The sequence below is a fragment of the Acinetobacter piscicola genome (assembly GCF_015218165.1).
Taxonomy (GTDB): domain Bacteria; phylum Pseudomonadota; class Gammaproteobacteria; order Pseudomonadales; family Moraxellaceae; genus Acinetobacter; species Acinetobacter piscicola_A.
This window is the reverse complement of the sequence record NZ_CP048659.1, coordinates 1782757-1805244: the sequence shown is the minus strand read 5'-3', so window position 1 is coordinate 1805244 and position 22488 is coordinate 1782757. Positions and strand designations below refer to the sequence as shown.

13 protein-coding genes, 1 tRNA gene, 1 pseudogene and 1 other annotated feature are annotated in these 22488 nt (G+C 33.7%); of the genes and pseudogenes, 3 read left to right on the top strand and 12 right to left on the bottom strand.

Going from position 1 to position 22488, the window contains the following annotated elements; all coding sequences use genetic code 11:
* Nucleotides 1–44 precede the first annotated feature (44 nt).
* From G0028_RS08810 to G0028_RS08795, 4 genes are all read right to left on the bottom strand, one after another.
* Nucleotides 45–794 carry a YebC/PmpR family DNA-binding transcriptional regulator gene (locus tag G0028_RS08810; RefSeq protein WP_130073677.1) on the bottom strand — a complete coding sequence of 250 codons (750 nt, stop codon included), beginning with the start codon at nucleotides 792–794 and terminating at the stop codon, nucleotides 45–47.
* A 110-nt stretch (nucleotides 795–904) separates the two neighbouring features.
* Entirely contained in the window at nucleotides 905–1465 is a 561-nt protein-coding gene (locus tag G0028_RS08805; protein WP_174492771.1) for a 1-acyl-sn-glycerol-3-phosphate acyltransferase, read from the bottom strand.
* Nucleotides 1466–2237: 772 nt separating this feature from the next.
* Nucleotides 2238–4316 (bottom strand): catalase, encoded by a 2079-nt coding sequence (locus tag G0028_RS08800; protein WP_180045574.1) that lies wholly within the window; start codon nucleotides 4314–4316, stop codon nucleotides 2238–2240.
* A gap of 65 nt (nucleotides 4317–4381) precedes the next feature.
* The gene (locus G0028_RS08795; RefSeq protein ID WP_180045582.1) at nucleotides 4382–4882 is read right to left on the bottom strand and encodes a hypothetical protein; all 501 of its coding nucleotides are present in this window, start codon (nucleotides 4880–4882) and stop codon (nucleotides 4382–4384) included.
* A 632-nt stretch (nucleotides 4883–5514) separates the two neighbouring features.
* On the opposite strand from G0028_RS08795, the gene G0028_RS08785 reads away from it, so the two are divergent.
* Nucleotides 5515–5591, top strand: a tRNA-Ile gene (locus G0028_RS08785).
* A 210-nt stretch (nucleotides 5592–5801) separates the two neighbouring features.
* A pseudogene (locus G0028_RS08780) lies at nucleotides 5802–6941 on the top strand (IS3 family transposase).
* A 132-nt stretch (nucleotides 6942–7073) separates the two neighbouring features.
* On the opposite strand, the gene G0028_RS08775 reads toward G0028_RS08780, so the two are convergent.
* Genes G0028_RS08775 through G0028_RS08750 form a run of 6 tightly spaced genes read right to left on the bottom strand, consistent with a single transcriptional unit; the run spans nucleotide 7074 to nucleotide 15446 of the window.
* A complete protein-coding gene (locus tag G0028_RS08775; RefSeq protein WP_180045575.1) occupies nucleotides 7074–7481 on the bottom strand; it encodes an SMI1/KNR4 family protein in 408 nt (135 codons plus the stop codon).
* Entirely contained in the window at nucleotides 7478–8086 is a 609-nt protein-coding gene (locus tag G0028_RS08770) for an HNH/ENDO VII family nuclease (protein WP_227554793.1), read from the bottom strand. The genes G0028_RS08775 and G0028_RS08770 overlap by 4 nt, the downstream gene beginning before the upstream one ends.
* Nucleotides 8087–8101: 15 nt before the next feature.
* A complete protein-coding gene (locus G0028_RS08765) occupies nucleotides 8102–11347 on the bottom strand; it encodes an ATP-binding protein (protein WP_180045576.1) in 3246 nt (1081 codons plus the stop codon).
* A gap of 21 nt (nucleotides 11348–11368) precedes the next feature.
* The gene (locus tag G0028_RS08760; RefSeq protein ID WP_180045577.1) at nucleotides 11369–12265 is read right to left on the bottom strand and encodes a hypothetical protein; all 897 of its coding nucleotides are present in this window, start codon (nucleotides 12263–12265) and stop codon (nucleotides 11369–11371) included.
* Nucleotides 12266–12278: 13 nt separating this feature from the next.
* Nucleotides 12279–14549 (bottom strand): dynamin family protein, encoded by a 2271-nt coding sequence (locus G0028_RS08755; protein ID WP_180045578.1) that lies wholly within the window; start codon nucleotides 14547–14549, stop codon nucleotides 12279–12281.
* A gap of 12 nt (nucleotides 14550–14561) precedes the next feature.
* Nucleotides 14562–15446: a dynamin family protein gene (locus tag G0028_RS08750; protein WP_180045579.1), complete on the bottom strand. Its 885-nt coding sequence runs from the start codon at nucleotides 15444–15446 to the stop codon at nucleotides 14562–14564.
* A 246-nt stretch (nucleotides 15447–15692) separates the two neighbouring features.
* Here G0028_RS08750 and G0028_RS08745 point away from each other — a divergent pair.
* Nucleotides 15693–16912 (top strand): IS3 family transposase gene (locus tag G0028_RS08745; protein ID WP_194088711.1). Its coding sequence is split into 2 segments (ribosomal slippage): nucleotides 15693–15969 and nucleotides 15969–16912, totalling 1221 coding nucleotides; the frame shifts between segments, so codons are not numbered across the junction.
* Nucleotides 15968–16084: a sequence feature (AL1L pseudoknot), on the top strand. It overlaps the preceding gene by 117 nt.
* On the opposite strand, the gene G0028_RS08740 is transcribed toward G0028_RS08745, so the two are convergent.
* Both G0028_RS08740 and G0028_RS08735 read right to left on the bottom strand, forming a co-directional pair.
* Entirely contained in the window at nucleotides 16895–20062 is a 3168-nt protein-coding gene (locus G0028_RS08740; RefSeq protein WP_180047926.1) for a site-specific integrase, read from the bottom strand. The two genes, G0028_RS08745 and G0028_RS08740, sit on opposite strands and share 18 nt — an antisense overlap.
* Entirely contained in the window at nucleotides 20059–22362 is a 2304-nt protein-coding gene (locus tag G0028_RS08735; protein ID WP_180047928.1) for a hypothetical protein, read from the bottom strand. Before G0028_RS08735 ends, G0028_RS08740 begins: the two co-directional genes overlap by 4 nt.
* Nucleotides 22363–22488 lie beyond the last annotated feature (126 nt).

The window sequence follows — 22488 nt, the reverse complement described above, 5'->3', positions numbered from 1 at the left end:
ACGGTTTTAAACTGAATCAAAATCCTATTTTCATAGATTTAGTCTTAAGCGTCTAGTTCTGCTAATACAGCCTCAGAGAATTCAACGTTGGTATACACGTTTTGTACATCATCCAAATCTTCAAACATATCGATCATTTTTAAGATTTGTTTTGCTTGATCAACATCTGTGATTTCAGCTTTAGTCGATGGATTCATGACAACTTCAGCATTATCCGATTTTAAACCTGCTGCTGCAAGCGCATCTTGTACATCACCAAACGTTTCAGGCGTGGTAATGACGAGAATTTCATCCTCATCCACTTCGATATCTTCTGCACCTGCTTCCAAAGCCACTTCCATGATTTTATCTTCTAAAGAAACATCTTCAAAAGTAATCTCACCACGTTTGGTAAACATATATGCTACTGAACCTGCTGTACCTAAGTTACCGCCTGTTTTAGAAAAACAGTGACGAACATCAGGCACAGTACGGTTTAAGTTATCAGTCATGGTCTCAATAATAACTGCCACACCACCAACACCATAACCTTCGTAAGTTACTTCTTTTAAGTCATCATTGTCTTCACCACCAACACCACGCTGAATAGCACGGTTAATAGTGTCACGTGTCATGTTAGCAACCAATGCTTTTTCCACAACAGCACGTAAACGTGGGTTGGATGCCGCATCACCACCACCTAAACGGGCAGCTGTTACGATTTCACGAATAAATTTTGTGAATACTTTAGCGCGGCTCGCATCTTGTTTTGCTTTACGATGCTTGGTATTAGCCCACTTGGAATGACCCGCCATGCGAAATATGCTCCTTGTAGATCGGCCTTATGCCTTTCAAATTGACAGTAATTCTACCATAAGCGCTTTTTTTTGAGAAAGTGCCTTTTTTTTAGAAAATAGACAAATACCTAATTTTTTTTAGGTTCAGGAATTACAATATCTAAATCTGCATGCTTTTTATAAAGTTCTTTAAGCAAAACCATATCATGATCTAAATCTGTTGGGTAAATTTTCCCAAAGATTCCACCCTGCTTATTTTTATTATTGATGTACATCAAGACAATTGGAACATTGGCAGCTTTCGCAATATGCCAAAATCCTGTACGAATCGGTTTACGCTGTTCACCATTTTTAGCACGTGTCGCTTCAGGTGCAATCACGAGATTAAACTCTTCATTTTCCTGAAAGTGTTCAACCATATGTGAAACGATATCTTTATTTGACTTGCGGTCAACGGGGATTCCGCCTAATGCTTCAAGGACAGGTTTGAATGGCCCTTTAAACAGTTCTTTCTTAATCAATGTATGAATTTTAATATTATAAATTTGGAAAAGCGCCAATGAAAGCACTGCATCCATCATCGATGTATGTTCAAAACCAATAATCACTTGTTTTTTTTCTAATACATCTGGTTCGACATGATATTTTACACCAGCAAGTTTAAAGGTAAGTTCACCTAACTTTTTCATTTAAATCTAACCAAAGACTGATATGGAAATGCGGATTTTGAAAGTATTTGATTAAAATTACAATAATCCATTGCATGTAAATGATTGAAGTTTTGTATTGATATGCAAATTTTACATATGATTAGACATACTTTTATACGCTTACTGATCAAATACGGATATTCAGCTTGATCGCTTATATATAATAAATGAGTTGATATATTTTGATTAATCAATAAATTTATATTGTTTTTTCTTTAAATCTCTTGCCGAAGTAAAAAAGCGCCTCCATATAAATTTCATGAAATATCAGAAATTAAACCGTTTTTCAGATTCGGAATTCATACTTTTGGTTGGTGTATCCCGACAAGTTTTACTGAGATGATTGGCAAAATACGAGTTTTAATTAAACACATCAATATTCAATTCAAAACAGTGAGCGTATTAAGTAAGCACTATCAGAATAAACAGAAAAGATTCGGTTTATGCCTTAACTTAATCGCTGTACTAAGCAACCACATAAACTCACAATGAGGACTTACACAAGGCACAAGAGGTCTTTTTATTTAAATCACTTCAAATTGCAATGTAAAAAAAATAGTACTTAGAATATTATTTACAAATTCCACAATAGCAAAACTCTATCAAACAATAATATTCATATACCAAAAATTTGGAATTGCCGCCTACAAAATCTAGACGGCTTTGTGAATGATTGCAAATATAAGTAAACAATCTATGATGACTTTAAACAAATTGAAAATAACAAAAAAGGGGTTAAAATACCTTAAATTTAAGCAGGTATCTCTTTTGCCGCTTCTTCTCTATCCCAATTTCTATGTTGCTGAATGGCTTGTTTAAATTCATTCTGTATAGATAAAAAATCGTCCGTAATAAATACACTCTCATCTTGCTTAATATTTAATATCTCAATAATTTGAGATTTATCACCTATCAGAACAATCGGTTTTAAGTGTTTATAAGTTTCTAATACATAGTGCTTGGCAACACCATCAGATTTAAACTTGTCAAAATTATGACCATCAACAACTACAGTAGCATCATAAGTTACAGATGGCTCACCATTTTGACGACCATTTACAGCGATTTCCTGATCATCACTCGATTTCACAGGAGCTGCACTTGGGGCTAACACTTCAGCGATGGCATTATTTTGTTCTGCCCATTTTTTAATTGCATTTACAGTCGTAGCATTTGCACCGTTATGCACGAGTACTGCGATTTTACGTTGTGCAATATCAGGGGCAGGAAAAGCGTCTATACTAAGCTTTTTGGAGATTATTATTTCTGAGTTAGGCGATTTAACCTTTGCTTTCTCCACATTTAGTCCTAGTTCATTTGCTACATACTGTGCTAAATCTTGATCAATAGGACTTAGCAGCTCAGACACAACACGCTGCCTAATTTCTTCAGCTTGCACTTTAGACAGCTCAAAGGCATAAGCATCTTTAATATGTTGTTGCTCATGCGTGCTCAAGCTACGATAGTGCAAGGTTGCTTGAGAAAAATGATCTGCAAAACTTTCTGCACGAATACGCAATTTACTACCTTCGATTCTTTCAGGATAGCTAGTGAATGCTTGCTGATCCTCTGTTGCTTCACGTGGATAATTACTATCTACTGAATTAGGTTCGTAATTGGCCTTACCTTTATGAATATGCTGATTTGCAAATCCTCCACGACGATTGGTATGGAATGGACATACGGGCTTATTAATTGGAATTTGATTAAAATTAGGTGTACCTAGACGATGCAAATGAGTATCTGTATAACTAAATAGACGACCTTGCAATAAAGGATCATTACTAAAATCTATACCAGGAACAATATTTGCTGGAGAAAAAGCGACCTGTTCTGTTTCTGCAAAAAATTCATCAGGATTTCGATTTAAGATAAATTTACCCAATGGCGTGACAGGTACTAATTCTTCAGGTACGAGTTTAGTTGGATCTAAGACATCAAAATCCCACTCTGCTGCTTGTTCTTCAGTAAAAATTTGAGCACCTAGCTCCCATTCAGGATAATTCCCTCTTTCGATTGCATCCCATAAATCTCGACGATGAAAGTCAGGATCTTTACCATTGAGCTTTAAAGCTTCATCCCAAACGACTTGCGCGACACCTTGCTTTGGTGTCCAGTGAAATTTTACTAAAAAAGCTTCATTCTTAGCATTAATTAATCTAAAAGTATGAACACCAAAACCTTGAATAGAACGCAAGTTTCGAGGAATTGCACGATCAGACATCACCCATGTTGTCATGTGTGCAGCTTCTGTATTTAAAGAAACAAAATCCCAAAATGTATCGTGAGCAGATTGACCTGTAGGAATTTCATTATGATCCTCTGGTTTTACGGCATGAACAAAATCAGGGAATTTAATAGCATCCTGAATAAAAAAAACAGGAATATTATTACCTACTAAATCGTAATTACCTTCCTGAGTATAAAATTTTATGGAAAAACCACGTACGTCACGTACAACATCAGCAGAACCCCGTCCGCCTTGCACTGTTGATATTCGTGCAAATATAGGTGTTTTTCTTTCAGAATTTGTTAAAAAATGAGCTTTCGTCCATTTTTCATTTCCTGGATAAGCCTCAAAATAACCATGAGCACCTACACCACGTGCATGTACAACACGTTCAGGAATACGCTCTCGATCAAAGTGAATCAGTTTATCTCTAAGAAAAAAATCTTCTAATAATGTTGGACCACGACTATCCGCACGTAGACTATTTTGATTATCTTTAACCGCAACACCTAATGAAGTTGTCAGTATTTGATGTTGCGGATCTACATAAGATTCTGACTCGAATTGCTGAATTTTTTCATTTTTATTCTGTTTTGACATTTTGATTTCCTCATCTGATTATATAAATAAAGGGACTTATATAGTCCCTTTCCGTTAATTTCAATCTACTGACTTACTCTATTCCATGCATCTTTAACCGCATGTTTCGCTTGTTCCCATGTTAAACGTGAAGTTCCTTTGACCTGTTCCCATTTCACTTTTAGATCATGTTCTACATCTTCAAAACGCGTTTCAGTAGGATATTCAGTGCGACCTGTATAGCCTAAATGATAAGCTGAACGATAATCTTTGTCGTAATCTAAATCACTATAAATATTTAAAGTGTCTGCATAATAAGGCGTACTATTGGCTGTACTACGCCAATAAGCTTCTTCTTCAGTTGGGTTGACTGCTTCAGCTGCACCTTTACCAGCCAAACCACCTGCAACAGCACCGACTACACCACCTACAACAGCTCCTATTGGACCACCAACAGCACCTACTGCCGCACCACTAGCTGCGCCAAGACCTGTACCTACAGGATGAGCACCAGGTTCACCTGTAATAGGGTCAGCATTTACTATATTGTACTCACTACTTTTATAATGTATACCTAATGTAAAAATAGTTCAGAGACTATTTTTATCTTTTATTTAATTTTCAGAAAACGCATCTAATTTTAAATATATAAAACTAAATCATACCCAATAAAAAATATTAATATTTTAACAATAAAAAATTACAATGTTTTAATTTTAAGAATACTACCATTACATAAAAATAAAATAATATTCTCTATTTCATTAGAATTAATTTAGAAATATTTTATCATAAACTTCTATAACAGCTAAAAATCACAGCATGATTATATTTTAAGGCTTATTCAACATTATACTTCTCAAATGAATAAGCCCACACCTAAAATCTATCGTACAACCAATTGGTCTTCTTATAACAAAGCATTAATAAATCGAGGAAATATTTCTATTTGTTTGATGTGTGCTGAAATAACAGGACACATCACTCTCTATCTATCACTGAATTAAGCTCCGATTGATCAATAAATGGCTTAGTGAGCTTTACTCTTTATAATGACATATATAAAATCGCACTCTGTTATAACGCTAAGCAATATATCACAATATTTTCTATGGTCTACTATGCGTCTACTAGAAGAAAACACTTGATATAATCTAAAATCTTAGTTAGTATTGCGCACACTCCAAGTAATTGATATTAAATCAGTTCACTTGATGCAGGGCCTGTAGCTCAGTTGGTTAGAGCAGCGGACTCATAATCCGTTGGTCCCCAGTTCAAGTCTGGGCGGGCCCACCAAATAAAACAACCACTTAGGTGCATTAATCCTAAGTGGTTTTTTTGTTTCTAGATTCTGGTAAGCAAATGGTAAGCGGAATCAATCAACTTTATTAAAGTATAGATTTGTGAATGGCCACCAAAATTCTAGACTCATATAACCATCTTTTTGGACTGCCACCACTCTCCTAGACAAATATCGTCTATTCTTTTTGCACAGGAGAGAACATTATGAGTGGACAACGATATACCCCAGAATTTAAAGATGAAGCTATAAAATTAATTACTGAACGAGGATATTCTGTCACTGATGTAGCGGAACGTTTAGGTGTATCACAACACAGTATTTATAAATAGTTAAAGGCTGTACAACCTTTACGCAACTCCCTTGATGAACATGAACTACTTGAGGCAAAGAAAGAAATCCTGCGCCTCAAAAGTCAGCTTAAACAAACTGAAGAGGAACGGGATATCCTAAAAAAGGCCGCAAGGTACTTTGCAAGCCTGCCCGAGTGAAGTAGCAGTTCATCCTTGAATACAGCCATCAGTTTAAGGTTAAAACGATGTGTCGGGTTCTTAAGATCGCGCGTGCTGGCTATTACGCTTGGTTGCATGAACCTGAATCAGGCAGGGCTATTGAAGATAAGCGGTTATTACAGCTCATCTGGTCTTCTTATGAGGCCAGTTATGGTATCTACGGTTATCGTCGCATCACCCTGGATCTTAAAGAGTTAGGTGATAGCTGTGGACCTAATCTTGTGCTGAAGATAATGAAGAACAATAGTATTACCGCTGTTCGAGGATATAAGAAGCATAAAAGCTATGGTCGTGGTCGTCCTCAGATTGTGCCACCCAACCATTTAAATCGAGAATTTGTTGTAAACACACCTGATACCTCGTGGGTGACTGATATTACCTATATCCGCACCTGGCAAGGCTGGTTATATCTGGCTGTGGTTCTCGATTTATATTCAAGGAAAGTCATCGGTTGGTCAATGAAACCTACGCTTGCCAAGGATATTGTTTTGGATGCACTTCTTATGGCGGCATGGCGACGCAGGCCAAATGAACCTGTGATCATACATTCAGACCAAGGCTCACAATACAGCAGCGGAGACTGGCAGAAATTCTGTCAGAAGCATAATTTGGTTCCAAGTATGAGTCGTCGCGGAAACTGCTGGGATAATGCCGTTGCTGAATCCTTTTTTAGCAGCTTGAAGAAGGAAAGAATTAAAAAGAGAATCTATAAAACTCGAGGAAATAGCCCGTGCAGATGTGTTTGATTATATCGAGATGTTTTACAATCGAATCAGACGTCATTCACATCTCGATGGGATGAGTCCAGAAGCCTTTGAAGCAGCTTCAAAATGAGGCTGTCTCATGTCAAGGATACTGGGAGCAGTCCAATCCCTTGATCATGAGAGATTTCTCTACAAATTACTTCTATATTCGAACATATAAAAATTTTGACTATAGGATAAGTGATAAACTGAATAAAAAGTATTAAGCCTTAACTTTTAGTAAAGTATCCAATAAATATTGTTCCAAGCTTAGACTTAATTTACCCACCACCCCATCTTTCGTCCATTCCAAAACATGTCCAGTTTCTAAGTCATATATAGAATAATGACCATCACCAAGATCTAGAAGAGGTAGAGATTTTTGTGGATAAGTAACATTTTCTTTTAATAGACTATAGATTTGAATGAGATTCAAGTATGAGTCTGGCTTAATGCCTAGGCCATAAAATTCCAAATATTCAAACTCCAATTGTCCACAAATTTTTAAATAAGATAAATAATCAGTATCGAACTGAAGTTTTAAAATCTGCTGAGCTTGAAGAAGCTCATTTTCACTAACTGAAATAACATCGATAGCATTTGATTCAATAAAATCTTTTAAAGTATTCATGTATTTGCTAATTCCTGTTTTATTTCTGATGCACGTGCTTTCCAGTGATCTGCACGCTCCTTATTGAAATCAGGGCGACTAATTTCAGATTCTTTTGATTCGTGCAATATGTTGTAATTACCATCTGTAATATGTTCTTTCTTTGTCAACTCAGCTAAAGGGGCATCCATTTTTTGACCAATATGATGTAATTCATAGGGTTGACCATCTTTATCTAAAGGTGACAATCCCCTTTCCATACGCTCTAGGTTTGTTCTACCACGATCGTCAACTTGCTCATAATTGATATCAGTACGAACTAAGCATTCTCTACCATTAATTTCTTTTGATTCAAGTCCTGCTTCCTTATAAATTTCCGCTTCCTCTTCAGAGCGAATTGCTTCTACTGTTTTTTCACCATATCCTTGCTCTTTTAAATTATCTTTTCTTTCATCAGATAAGTCGGTCAATTGCATCTTATTTTGCAGATACGTAGGCTGATCCAATTGCCCTACATTATAGAAAACTTTCTGGTCCATAATTGAATCTCTATACCAGAAGTTCTGAACTGCACTACTATCGCCCATTTTCTCTAGAGTAGAAGCCAATACTGAAATCAATTCCATACTTTTTCTCTTTTATTAAGCAACATTTTGTTTGTTTACATGCTCTACCCATGTTTGGTAAGCTTTGAGATAACCGCAATCGATACTAGTAAGATATTTCAAACAAGCCTGCTTGATTTGGTTTTTAATAATAAAATCTTCATTAAAAATCAATCTGTTTAACTGTTCGTCAAAATCTATTATATCTACAGATTTTTTTAATAATGGCTCTAGTTTATTCTCTAAATTTAATATTCTTACAATATATCGACTAATTTTAGCAAAGTCCTTAATATTCAATTTTAACTTATTATCTTTATATGCTTGTAAAAGTTGTTCGAGCTCAATTCTCATAACCGTATCTGAAATCATAACCAAATTTTCTAGAAGGAAATCAAGATTAGGTTGCTGATAATTTGAAGGTAAACGTTCACCTATACACAATAAAAAGAGCAAAATTTCTTGTTCAATTTGTTTTATAATCACAGCCTTTCCAATTAATCTTTTAAAATAAAATTTAGAATGGTCTGGCTGAAAATAATTAATTTTACATAATATTGGTTCTAGCCAATGGCTTTGATGAACAATTGCAACCCCCTGAGGTAATTTAGAAATTTCAGCCAATTGTTCATCCTTTAGGGAAACAGAACTTCCTACAACCTGTCGATCTTGCTCTTCAGGAAGCCTTAAAATAATTTTAGTATTTGTATTTTTAATTGCAGAAATATCTAATGCATTAGGTGATTGATCAACTAAGATAAAACCCTGACCGTAAGTACGCATCTCTGCAATTGAATCACTAAGCATCTCAACAGACTTTCCAACTAAGTTACTGGATTCCATTGATTGGCTAGTACTTGTACGTTTTAACAAATGATGTGCTTCTTCTAATATCGTGACATGTCTTAAATCTGAATTCATGTCTAAATTTTGACTTATACGATATTCATTCAACTTCATCACTAATATCCCCATGATGAGCGATTTTGTTTCTGATGAAGCTACACGACTTAAGTCAACAATGACATTCTGGTCAAATAGGATAGAATTATCTATCTCATTTGACGTAAATAATTGTGCATTTAAACCATCCGTTAAAGACATAATACGTGTTTCTAACGAACCAATATAATTACCTTTAACCTCTTCAGAATAAGCAGAATTTTCAATAATTTCTTTTAGTGTCAATGCTACATCAGTGAAGGTCGGAAAAATTTGCTGCGTTTGTATATTTTCGGAGACATCTAAATTCCATCCTACCCGCTGATAAGCTAGTAAAATTGCTTTTTTCAAAACAATTGGCATAGCAGCATACATTGGCCAACATACATTAAAAATTTCAACTAGACGATCCACATGCTCTAAGACATGAATATCCTCTGGAAAACTAAATGGATTTAATTTCAATAAATCAGTATGTTTCGGATTAGTCCCATAGACAAAAACATCTGAATAATTACCAAACACATGTTTATATTCCCCTTTTACAGGCTCAATCACTAAAAAGGGAATCTGCTGCTGGCGTAATTTTTTTAAAATCGTATATAAAGTATTGCTTTTACCTGATCCTGTTGATCCACATACTAATGTGTGCTGCGTTAATTGTTTATTTTCTAAGTACACAGGCTGATTAGAATCTTTCCATAAATGACGTAATACGCCTAAATCAATTGCATTGTCATGAAACGTTTTAAGATCATTTAGGTACTGAATTGATCGTCCAAAAGGCACTGTTTCAACAACACTTACACTAGATGTAGAGTGATGAGGTAAGTTCAATGTTAATGCTATTTCCTTGGTAGACAATAAACTCGTCGGGCTTAAAAATGGTACTTGTACATTTAATTGCTTGGATACTTTTAATTGTGGATGTTGTAAATTTTTTAAGTATTTTAGGATTAATGATTTATCCTCACTAGTCCAAGTGGTTATAGTAGATGCTTCTGAATTCGAATCATCACCTTTCATTAAACCATAATAAATACTACCTAAAGCATGAGAAACGGTAGGTGTTTCACCTATAAAGTAAGCAGCGAAATTCCACCCGCCATAAGACTCAACATCATCAAGTCTTGCTAGGTTTTGGTCTATTTTATTAAGAATTTGTTGTACAGATTTATTTTGAAATTCTATAGTACTCTGTTGACTTGTGCCGTATGTTGCACCTTTACTTGTACTTTTCGTTGATGTATTAGCTGTTGAACTTGTATTCGTACTAGTTTTTCCTTCTGAAAGATTCTCAGACTCTGTATAGCTAGTTCCTTTTGTTTGAGATGAACTTTGACTGTCAGATCCTAATAAACTTCCTGCAAGGCCTCCAACTGCTCCACCCACTGCCCCACCTATGAGTACTCCAGAAGGGCCAGCTATAGCGGCACCAACTCCCATACCAATACCAGCCCCAACACCAGCTACAGCCCCCCCTTTATTTTGGGAAGTAGATGAACCTTGTTGTGAACTTTCATTTACCCCATTTGAAATACTAGTTCCTTTAGTTTCAGTTAAAGCAATACTTTTACCTAGTGTCTCTGTTACGCTTGAACCAAGTACATGAGCAATATTTTCTGACTCTTGTGTTGAATAACTAAATGTATTCTTCGAAAAAGGTGATATTTGAGTGTATATCTGTTCGTAACCTCGACGAATAGTATGTAGAACAGCTTCCTCGACCGCTTCTGCTAAAAAGATTGCTTGATAAATCTTTCCTTCCGCAGCATCAATAAATCGCTCCATACCCTGAATAAAGTTTTCTCGATTATCTACTGATAATGATGGAATCAAAGTCACAGCCGTAACGCCACTACAATCATTTTTTTCATGATTTACGGTAGTTTGAAAAATTTCTTTTAATTCAGTATTTAATACTCCTGTTAATTTACTACCGGAGAATTGCCCATCAAATGTTGACTTTAGCAAATCACCAGCATTCTGCCCTTCAAAATCTCCCGATTTACTTTTTACACCAATATAAATTTGGGTAGTATCACCATTACCTTCTAAGATAAAGAAAATACTATGACCTGCTTTACCAAGGGCAGTGTAAATAGCAACTAAACTTTCTAATACTGACTGTTTATTATTTTGTACTAAACGCTCTAATCTAAATAAGCGAACTTCTGCACTAAAATTAATCTGCTCAATATTAAAAGTAGGGAGAATAGACATGTTTAGCAAGTCCGTTAGATAACTTTTTTTGATCATATATTCAGCTGAATATAATGATCTTTCTAAATTTTCTGTTTCTGCCGCTCTTACCAATTTTCGGTTAAATTGATTGTTCATATTCTCCCCCTATTATTTAAACTACTTAAACTTCGCTTTTATTTTTTCAATTAAATTGCAACTAGCATCTTTTAATTTTTTCAAACCATCAACAATTTTATCAAGAAGCTCTTCAATAATACTTTTACTAGATTCATCTCTATTAGGATTCTTATTATAAGCCGTATTATCTGATTCCACATTTGAATTTGGATTTGGATTTGGATTTGGATTTGGATTTGGATTTGGATTGTTATTTATACCTAGAAATTTTCTCACTTCAAGTACGTGGTTATAACGATCTAAAGAAAAATTTGTCTGTAAAGATAGATGCTGATCCTGTAAATATTGTAAATCCCAATTATTGCGATCAGTCTCTATTTTCTCATTAAAAATATCTTCTTTATAATCTTCAAAGATTTCAGGAATTTTTTCTTGAATAACTTTTCCATATTCTGTCAACTTTAAAGTACTAACATCTTGATCAATAATTAAGTTTAAAAGAATAGCTTGTATTTTATCTAGATCTTTTGATGAAAAAGCCTGATCAAATAAATTATTTGAAAATTTACTTTCTTTCTGTTTAAGATTCAATTGATTTATACTTTCATCTAAATTAGGGTTAATGTTAATAACGTTTTCGTCAATATCAATACTTTCATTTTGGATAACATCTATAAAACCTGAAATTTCATGATCAATTAGCCAAAGCTTTATTCCAATTACATTATCAAGCCGTTCTTTGCTAAAATTTCTCTTTAAAATATCTAAAGATCCATAAAAATCATTTTCGTTATATAAAGTATTTGTAGCAATTAATTCACCATAATCAAGATCCAATTCATAGAACTCAGAATCAATCTCCATTAATTTTTTTATTTCTGCTTTTTGATTACAATTTTCAAGAATTGAAACAATTTCTTCTTTTAACTTAAACACGGAATATTTCTCCTTAAATCTTTAAAATGTTATCTAAATCTTGGCGCATCTTTTCAATCCAAACTAATTCAGATTTAGCATGATCAATAGCTTTTATACGTAAATCTTTATCCTGAATTTTCCCTTTGATCTCTTTTATTATTTGCTCAAATTTCTTATCAAACTCTTGAGTCAAAAATTCCGTATACATATCAATAATTTTATTTCCACCTTCAGTGATATGAATTGTACCCTGTTGAATAAGATTATTAAATTGCGTTCTTATTTCTGCTCCGCGTTGATCCCAAGCATCTTTCAAAGAAACATACTCTCTTTCTTCAGTTATATTAACTGTCTTAGTATCCCCCCAACTCCATGGGTTATACCATTTTGAGGTTTTAACTTGTTTTTGACCAACAACTACAGTACGTGTATTAATCTCACCACGATTAGTTTTAGTCACTGAGATGTCAAAATTTTTAAATTTATTCTCTAATCCACTCAAAACAGGAATTTTTAAATCTTTCACATCTTCAAAAATATCTGAAATATACTTTTGATATTCTAAATTTAATTCATTATGAATATTTTTTTGCATAGCCAAATAAGCATTATCCAATTCATTAATAACTTCATTAAATTTAAATTTCAAATCATCTTCTAATTTTTCTAATTTGTCATTCGCCTGATCAACACTCACATCGCCTTGCATGGTATTAGTAATCGAACTCCATTTATCTTCTACTCCACGTCTTAGTGATTTGATTTTAGACTGAATAGCTTCAGGGACATGATTTTTACGTTCTTTAAGTTTTGCTTTATATGAAGCAGTTTCAAAACCTTTAGCCCGCTTAGCTTCTAAATGTTTAATGGATGCTAAAATATTTTCTAACTCCTTCTCATCTTGCTCTAATGCGGCATTCATTTTTTCTTCATTTAACGCTAAGCCTATTGCGGTATCTAATGCTTCTTTTGCCCGATTTAGTCGGTGTGGTAAATTATATTTTTCAATATATTCATCTATCATCATTTCTACAGCTGGTATACCGCTATTTTTTAATGCAGTATTTAATTCATCATCATCAACGAGCTTTAAGTTTTCAACCTTATGAGCAACCTTTGACGTTAAAGGCATATACTTAATAAAATTATATTCATCTTCCAAGAATTGATCAATATAATCGTTCTTTTTGCTACGCTCACGTCTTGTTAACCGTTGTTCATCATTACGCATCAATCGGGTTGCAAATGCTGAAATAGGATATACCAAAGGATCTTGAATGCCATTTTCTATTAAGTAGGCTCTTACATTATCTAAAGCTTTTTCCAAAGATTCTTTTTCTAAATCAAATTCATCGCATTTATTTACGATAAAAATAAAACGATCTTTAGCTTGCTTACCACCCTTCTTGATTTCCTTAGCAACTAGCTCCAATAAGTTTTTATCATCATTAATACCTAATTGTGTGGCATTTAAAATATATAAAATTAAAGGACTACGCTGCGAATCTTGAATGAAGGACATTGTCAAACGAGCATGAGATTCATCACGACTATTATTTGGTCCAGGTGTGTCAGTCAATACTAGTCTTACATTGTCTCTTTTTTCCATTCCATAAATTGGACCAGTAATATTAATCGTATGTGTATCTTTTTGATCATTCCAAGAATTCAAAACATCACTATTTAGAATTATATTTTCTTCTAAAATCTCACCATCTACATTATAACGGCTACCATAGTAAGCATCTGATTTTGTATCATAAATTTTTGCAATAGTTGCCGTAGTGGCCTCATTTCGAGCAGGTAATAAATCCATACCTAACATTGCATTAATGAATGTTGATTTCCCTGATGACATAGTCGCAACTACATAAGCATCAAAATCATTGTTAAATGCTTCATTCAAAGCATCTGAAACTCGTGAGTTAGTCTGTAAATAGCTAAGAAATTTTGGATTTTTCTTCGCAAATTCAATCATTCCCTTTATTTTTTCAAGGCGAATATCAACACTTTCTACAGTCTTGTAAGGAGTTAACCTAAAACTCGTGCTATGCTCCAAATTTGCTTTTTCAATTTCTTCTTTAAGATCGATATAATCAGATTCTAACCCTATAAAATTAATTTCTATATCGCTGTCTTGATTAAAAAAATCATATAAAAGTTTAGGAAGCTGATCTACCCACAACTGCAATCTACGCTGTTTTAAATGAGATAAAATATTATTTCCTAATACTTCTTGGCCATTTACAAAAAAATGCGTTTCAATTGAAAAAGGATTATGTTTAATTTCAATATGGTTCACTTAAAATATACCCTACTTATTTAATTTAAAAATTTGATCTTTAATATAAAACTCAAAATATGGAAAACCTGTATTACAATAGATCTGATTTAGATAATCGTAATCTTGAAAACCCTCATCAAGATCCTCGAATCTTTTTTGACATTTGATATGATTTATTGTTTCAATTGGAAAAGGAATTAATCCATAGTCTAAAAAAATATTATCATCTTCCAAGAAGCTTAATAATTCTCTTCTTTCCTTTCTAGATAATTTTTCTTGCTTTGTAAATTTTTTTATTAGCAACGATCTATATGCACTTATTGTAAATATGATAGGTTGTAAAAACCCCAGATCTTTCAAATAAGAGGTTAAATTGTTTATAAAAGAACTAATTGACTCATTTTCTATATCAAACTCATCTACTTTATTTACTAAAAAAATAATTTTTTGATGTTGTACTTTTTTCTGAATAAATTTTAAGTATTGCACATCATCATTAATGAATGGCTGAGTCGCATTAATTATATAAACTAAAAAATCAAAATTAGACTCTTCAATAAATTCATAGGCAAGATTTTTATGATTAGTATCTCGACTATTGTTTGGACCAGGAGTATCAATTAGTACTAAATTCTCAGAAAAATTAAATTTCCCTTTAACTAAAATTTCCTGTACTTGTTGACTTTGATTTAATACTTTTAACATTTCAGCAGTTAACGCATATACTTCCTTTACTATTGCTTTATTGCTATCAAAAGCTCTAACCATCTCTACATTACTAGAATGTATCTCTGTTACCGTAGCAGTAGTTGCTTCATTCGCTGAATGTAATAATTCAGTGCCTAGAAACGCGTTAATACATGTAGTTTTGCCTGCACTCATAGTAGCAGTAAATACTATTCTAATTTTATTCACTTTTAAACTTAAATATTTTCATAAGACCCTCCCTTATATTACAGTAGTTTCAAATAAAAGCACCCTCCTAAAAACATAATTTACTTATTTTTATATAAATATATCTATACCTTTCAAGTATGTTAGATATTATCAATAAAAACTTTACAATAGATATGGTAGCATCTTAACTCAACTTCAGTTCCCTTTAAAAACTTGAACCGTACCGGGTTTGTCGGAGACCAAGCTTTCTGAGAGAATGTCCCGATGAAAAAAGTAAAATATACCCCTGAAATCAGAGAAAGAGCGGTTGAATTATTGATTGAATCCGAGAAAGATTATCCATCGAATTGGGCTGCGATCACCGCTATTGCTCCCAAGATAGGTTGTACTCCTGAAACTCTACGTGTTTGGTATCAAAAATATTTAGATAAACAAAACCCAATTAAAGTACAGCAACTTTCAGATCAAGAACGTATTAAACAACTCGAACGTGAAAATAAAGAACTGCAACGTGCTAACGAAATTCTACGTAAAGCAGCCGCTTTTTTCGCCCAGGCGGAGCTCGACCGCCCACACAAATAATGGTAGATTTCATCCATAACAATAAGGCGTTATATGGTGTTGAGGCGATTTGCAGGATTTTACCGATCGCGGCTTCTACCTATTATCGAACACTAGATTTCGTTGAAAACCCAGAACATCGAGCAAAGCGAGATCTACATGACTTGCATCATGCTGAACAAATTAAACGAATTTGGAAGGAAAGTTCAGGTCGATATGGTGTGCGTAAAGTTTGGCAAAAATTGAAACGTGAAGGCTATGTTATTGCTCGCTGTACAGTTGCTCGATTGATGCAAAAACTAGGTATACAAGGTGTTTGGCGTGGTAAGAATAAACAAACTACCCGTAGCCGAGAGGATCAAAAACGAGCAGATGACTTGGTGAAACGCAATTTTAGTGCTGATCATCCTGACCAGCTATGGGTCGCTGACTTCACGTATATTCAAACAAATTCAGGTTGGGTTTATACTGCATTTATTATTGATGTCTTCTCACGAGCAATTGTTGGATGGAAAGTATCGACACGGATGAATACAGATATGGTGCTCGATGCACTTGAGCAAGCGTTACATGCTCGAGACATGCCAAAGAATGTGATTCACCATAGTGACAGAGGGGTTCAATATCTTTCCATTCGCTATACCAATCGTTTAGAAGCAGCAAATTTACGAGCATCAGTCGGTACGACCGGTGATTCATACGATAACGCTTTGGCTGAAACAGTGAATGGCTTATACAAAACAGAGGTGATTGAATATTTAAAAGCAGACTGGCAAGGTTTAGCGGATGTACAACTTGCGACATTAAATTGGGTAGATTGGTTCAACAAAAAGCGTGTACACAGCGCATTGGGTTATGTATCGCCTTTTGAGTTTGAAGCAATGTACTATGATAAGATTAACCCGTTAGGTCACGTGGCCTAACTTAAATAAAAAGTCTCCGACAAACCCGGTACGGTTCACTTCCATACTAGCATCTATAAGACGAATACGGCGCTCAAAATAATCCAACATAAAGTTACTATCCAGTAAAGCTGTGAAAATTTTAAAATCAGCTTCGCTAAATCTATTTCCAGACTTATTTCTATTGATATGCTTTAGCAGCATGTCTAAAGGATTACTTTGAGAAATATCTTTTTTGTGTTGATAGTGTCTATTTTTATACAGGTTTGAGGCCAAGTCTCTCCCAATTTCTTTCAACTTCAGATTTTCATTTTTTCCTGAAAGTACATCTATAATATCATTCAATTCTGATGTCAGTTTGAGCCTTTCGGTTACATGATCTGTTTGCTCTACATCTTCTCGTTTTAATATCTGAGTATGCCACCGATCAGGAAATATTACGTCTTGAATAATCTTTGAATTGGGAGCTATCTTCTCTAAGATTTCTTTTAATTCAAGCTTCTCTTTCATTTGCGACGTATTCAATTGTTTCTTGAATACTCTGCAAGAGAGTAAAGCTCTTACAATATTTGCTGATATTTTACTTTCATCTGGACATAATGCATCCCCGACTAACATTGAACCAAAATGCAGGTAATAGTTGGCTGTCATCTCAATAGATGAATGGCCAATAAAATGTGCCAAAATCTTCCAAACATCCTGACGTCCAGCAATACTGTCTGTATCACCCAATAAATAATTTTTAATTTTGGCAATCTGATCAGGTGAGTAGCCAATCCAACTTCTGATTAACGCTTCACTTCCTTTCAAAATTAAAGCTAAATTGTTTGTCGCAGTATGCCTAAAGCTATGAAAAGAATAATCGTGTGGTTCGTTATTGAATAAAGTATCAAAAATTTCCTTTGTCTTAGCACCAATAAAACGAGATGAAAAAATTTGACCAAATTCATCTTGGAAGATATAACAATCTTCTGCCCCCAACCTTCCTTGATCAACTTTTACATTAAGATGCTTTTTGATCAGACCAATAAATCCATTTAATTCATCTGCAGTCAGCAACTCATCAAGACGAATTCCTCGTTTTGCATTCGTCGTTTTAACCTGACGATGATAGTTATTATGTATAAAGATTTTGATAAATTGAGGATTGCTTGCTGTTAAATAATAATATCGCTCATAGCCAATTGTTTTAACATCCAAATCCGTCATAGCCAAATCTCTCAGCCTTAACCCAAGAATCTCACCAATCCTTAAACCTGTGCGGTAAGCAAGCATACAAATTATTTTGAATATACTTTTTTGTTCTTTACTCAAATCAACTTGGCGATCAATCAAATTATTAAAATGCACCCACATCACTGGAGTTATATATGATGCTCTACACATCTGAAGATCATCAGATTTTAACTGGTCTAAATAATTTACTCGAGGAGCACCAAAATTGTGAATTAAACTGCTATGAAATTTTTTTAAATTTTTTACAGCTTTACCATAGCTATTATATTTCACCTCCCTAACATTATTTTTAGATGCTTTATTTTGTCGTCGCTTATCAGCAATAAATTTTTCACTTAAAATATACTCATATGCTCCCTCAAATTGTTCTTCATCCATCTTCAGAAGATCAAGGTCATGAGTAACAACATACATAAAAAGATCTTCAGCGAATGATGATTTGTAGGTATCCAAGGAACTCAGTGCAATTCCGTCTTTTGCTCTAGAAACATTTGAAGATTGACCACTCACGAGGTAATCCCGATACCATGTCATTAAGGCAATCTGAACACTCACAAGCGCAACATCTTTAGCTATTTCATACTTCTGATTATTGTAGCTTTCTTTAAGTGACTCAATATCTTCTGACAATTGCTTAATTGTCTCGGTCTTTTTTCTACCTTGAAATTGCCCTATCAATCCTTTTTTAATTTCTGCGGCACAATGATACCCTGTGCTCAACTTTTGGATATTTTCAGACTTAGGCTTTCGATAAATATCGGTCGGATCATCAAACTTATTTTCGGAAGTAATCGATTTCTTTATTAAAGACTTATTGTCTTTAAATGCATCAAGTGTCTCAAGCATTCTTAAGGTTGATATTGATAGTGTAGCGCTGTCTAACATTCCAGTAGATAACGCTGTTGTGAAACCATCAAGCGTATTCTTTTGACTAAAATACTGCACGTAATCGACATGCTCAAATAATTGATATTTTTCCTTTGCAAAATAATCACGTAAAACACTATTTTTATCGACATCCAATATAGCCAAATCAATATAACAATCAAAGTTTGTCTTATTCTGAGCATCGATAGCCTCTATAAGCTGAACGAGCCTTTTTTCTCCCTGACGTCTTTCACTTTGAGTTTCAAACTCAATAATATTGATGAGTCTCACCATCATTAACAAACTAATTGGTGTAAGATAAATTTGTTTAATTTGGAATGAATTATCGAGATATACTAAATTTGCATATTTCTCATTTTCTACTGGATAATTATATAAATAACCCGTTTTTGATGAACCTTGACAATATAAGGATACAAGTCCACTCGACAATTCTGATGGTTTTAACTGATCATTTGAAAAATATGCTCTGAGTGATTTTAAAATCGCCATTAAGTCTTCTTTATGACTACACCCACAATCAATAATTAGTGCCATTAAAAATTGTCGAAGAAGTAATTCCTTTTGCGCATCCGTAAAATCAGCATTAAAAACATCAGTTTTAAGCCTTTTTGGTAATTCAGCTTCCCAAAAGAAATGCAACTTGAGCTTAAACTCATGTAACCTTTGCCCTCTAATCAACTTAATTTGCGTTGATTCAATGTCTTTAATATTTGGAGCTGAATATGCTCTTTGAATAAGCTTAATTTCATATTGATCCTTTAACCACGGAATTTTTGACTCAATTTCTTGCTTTTTTTTCACACATAATTCAGACCAAAATTCCCTTAATTCTTCTAAATCTTTTTTTGAGATTTTTCTATTGTGAAAGTGTTTTTCGACTTTGGCTCTAGCAATATACATTTCAGTTTGAATCTGATCATCGAGTTTCTTTTTTCCACAAGATTCCGTGATCTCATGAATAAGTAATCCTGAAATTTTTTCAAATAAAATATTCACCGAAGTCTCTAGCTTAGTTCGAATTTTTTGTAACTCTTCATCTTTCATGATTGGCTCACCACTGATTTTAATCCCAGTCTTTTAAACAGCTGATTTACTGCATCTTGAATTTCAATCATGTAGGTGTAGGGCTGTAAAGATGAATATTTTGAAAATCCGATCTCATTTTGTTGATCGTGCGCATACCAACTCTTAAAAATCGCATCAGGCAATTCCAGAAAATTCCTTACAAAATGGCGCGTCCAATTGGGATATAACTCATCAATTTCAGGAAAGTTTTCTGATAAATAAGATGCTATATGCTTTTGTGTAAGTGGCTCCAATGTGAAGCTCATGAATTCTGAACCTTTCTTCCAATAAGAAAGGTAATAGATATGATCTGCTGTATTAGCTAGCTCTAAGGCATTAATGTTTTTGATAAATTCATCATAATGCTGTAACTCATTAACAACGAATTCGATCAGAGGTGAATAACGACCATGTGGACGAGATCTACTGCTCTTATCATGGATATATGCAATATTAGTAATAAAATCAAAATTTTCTCTGATACTAGATGCACCTATAGCAGGACGTGCACCTGAAGACAATAAACAACAAAACCAGATCCAAACACTGAAAGCATTAAATTTTTCAGCAATGTCTTGTTCTTCTTTTAAAACTTGCACAACTTTCAAGTTTAATGTATTTAAGAATTTTTTTGCTTTATCAAATGACCATACACGCTGACTTCCTACGCGGGCTTGCTCTTCTACTTGAATAAATTGCGGACGATCTAAAACATTTACCTCGTTTTTATTTTGAAACCATAGATATATATACTGCTCATATACCTCATTTAACTGTTTATAAGAAAATCCCCCATACGCTAGATCAGGTTGATGTGAAACCTGTCTACCGATTAAGAAATTTTTCGTAAGATCATCTTTACATATACGGTTCAAATGAAAAGAAAGTTGTAAAGCAATTGAAGTAACTGATATCGGGCCTATACGACGATGATAAAACCATTCTGATAAAGACTTTTCGAAATCTGTATTCGTTAGATTGGAAAGGTTAGCCTCTCTAATTCTATCAATCCACATAGCAGGAATTTGAAATGCCCAAGTTGTATGCTCGTTATATTTATTGTCTTTTTTAGCAATTTGACCTTTCAAATTTTTATTTACATTTGCATCAACGATCCACAAATAATAGGCACGATTGGGGCTACGTTTTAATTGCTTAGTTTTTAGCAATTGGTCGACATCTTGAAATATAACGGCACTCTGCCCGGTAAAGATTGACATCAAGCAACAAGCTGCTTTTGCAGATTCCATGATATCTTTGTTTTCATGAAGTTGGTCAAGTAAAACCTGGTTTACAATTTTTAATAAGGGTATGTCCAAATAGTAAATATTACTCACCGTTGGTTGCTGAGTTCTATCTATATGACGATTCAATCTTTGATTTGAGAGAAATGGTGCTAGTCTACGCGTATCTTCATTTAGATTATAATCATACTGCTTAAATACCTTATCTTCATCAACTTCATCATCAATACTATCTTTATCATCTGAGTAATCAGACTGACTCTCGGTGACTAAAGGCGGGTTATTATAAGTCTGCGGATCAACGTCCAAATCGTCTATATTCTCAATCTCATCCGTCCTTTTAATTCTTACGTTGTGGCGATAATAGATATCCTCAACTGCGATCCTGTACTCATCTAAATACCTTGTTAAAGCTTTAACTATCTTTTTTGAAACCTTAACTTCAAGATCCTTACAGACTGCTATGACATGTACATTTTGGGCTTTTGCATAAGTATTGAATTCTTTAATGGTCTTAGCCGTATGATCAAACTCAATAAGATGATTAAAATATTGAGAAATTATAGGTAAAACTTCAGAAAGAAAACCTTTAAAACTTTTTTCCATCATTTTTAAAATTAGATAGAAATTATAGTTTAGCCTTTCAATTTTAGCTTGAGAGTTCTCCATATTGGACATCAACCCAACTAAAAAATTTACAACATTAAAAATTTTCAAAATATTTTGGTTAATCAAAAGTTGTTTTTCTTTATCTATAACATCAAAATCCTCAACATTTTTATGTAAAAGCGAGATACTTGATGATCCCAAAATATTCTTATATTGAGTCTTAGATTTATTTATTTCCAAATATGAATATATACCTTCACATAATACTTTTAATTCTCTCATGAATTCATCAGTCATATAATTATTATGAAAATCCTTTACATCACATGAGTCCAATACAACCAAATCCCCCCTATATGAAGATAAAATTTTAGTTAAACAAGCACATCTTGATTCAAAAATCTCTAAATCCAATTTATTATTCATTTCAGCATTCCATAATATCAACTTTAGATTTTTCAAAAATATTTCTAGGTAAATTAAAATAATTTATAAAATCCGTTTTATAAATTATTTTAGGAATATGATATTTATCCATCTTCAAGATTTCCT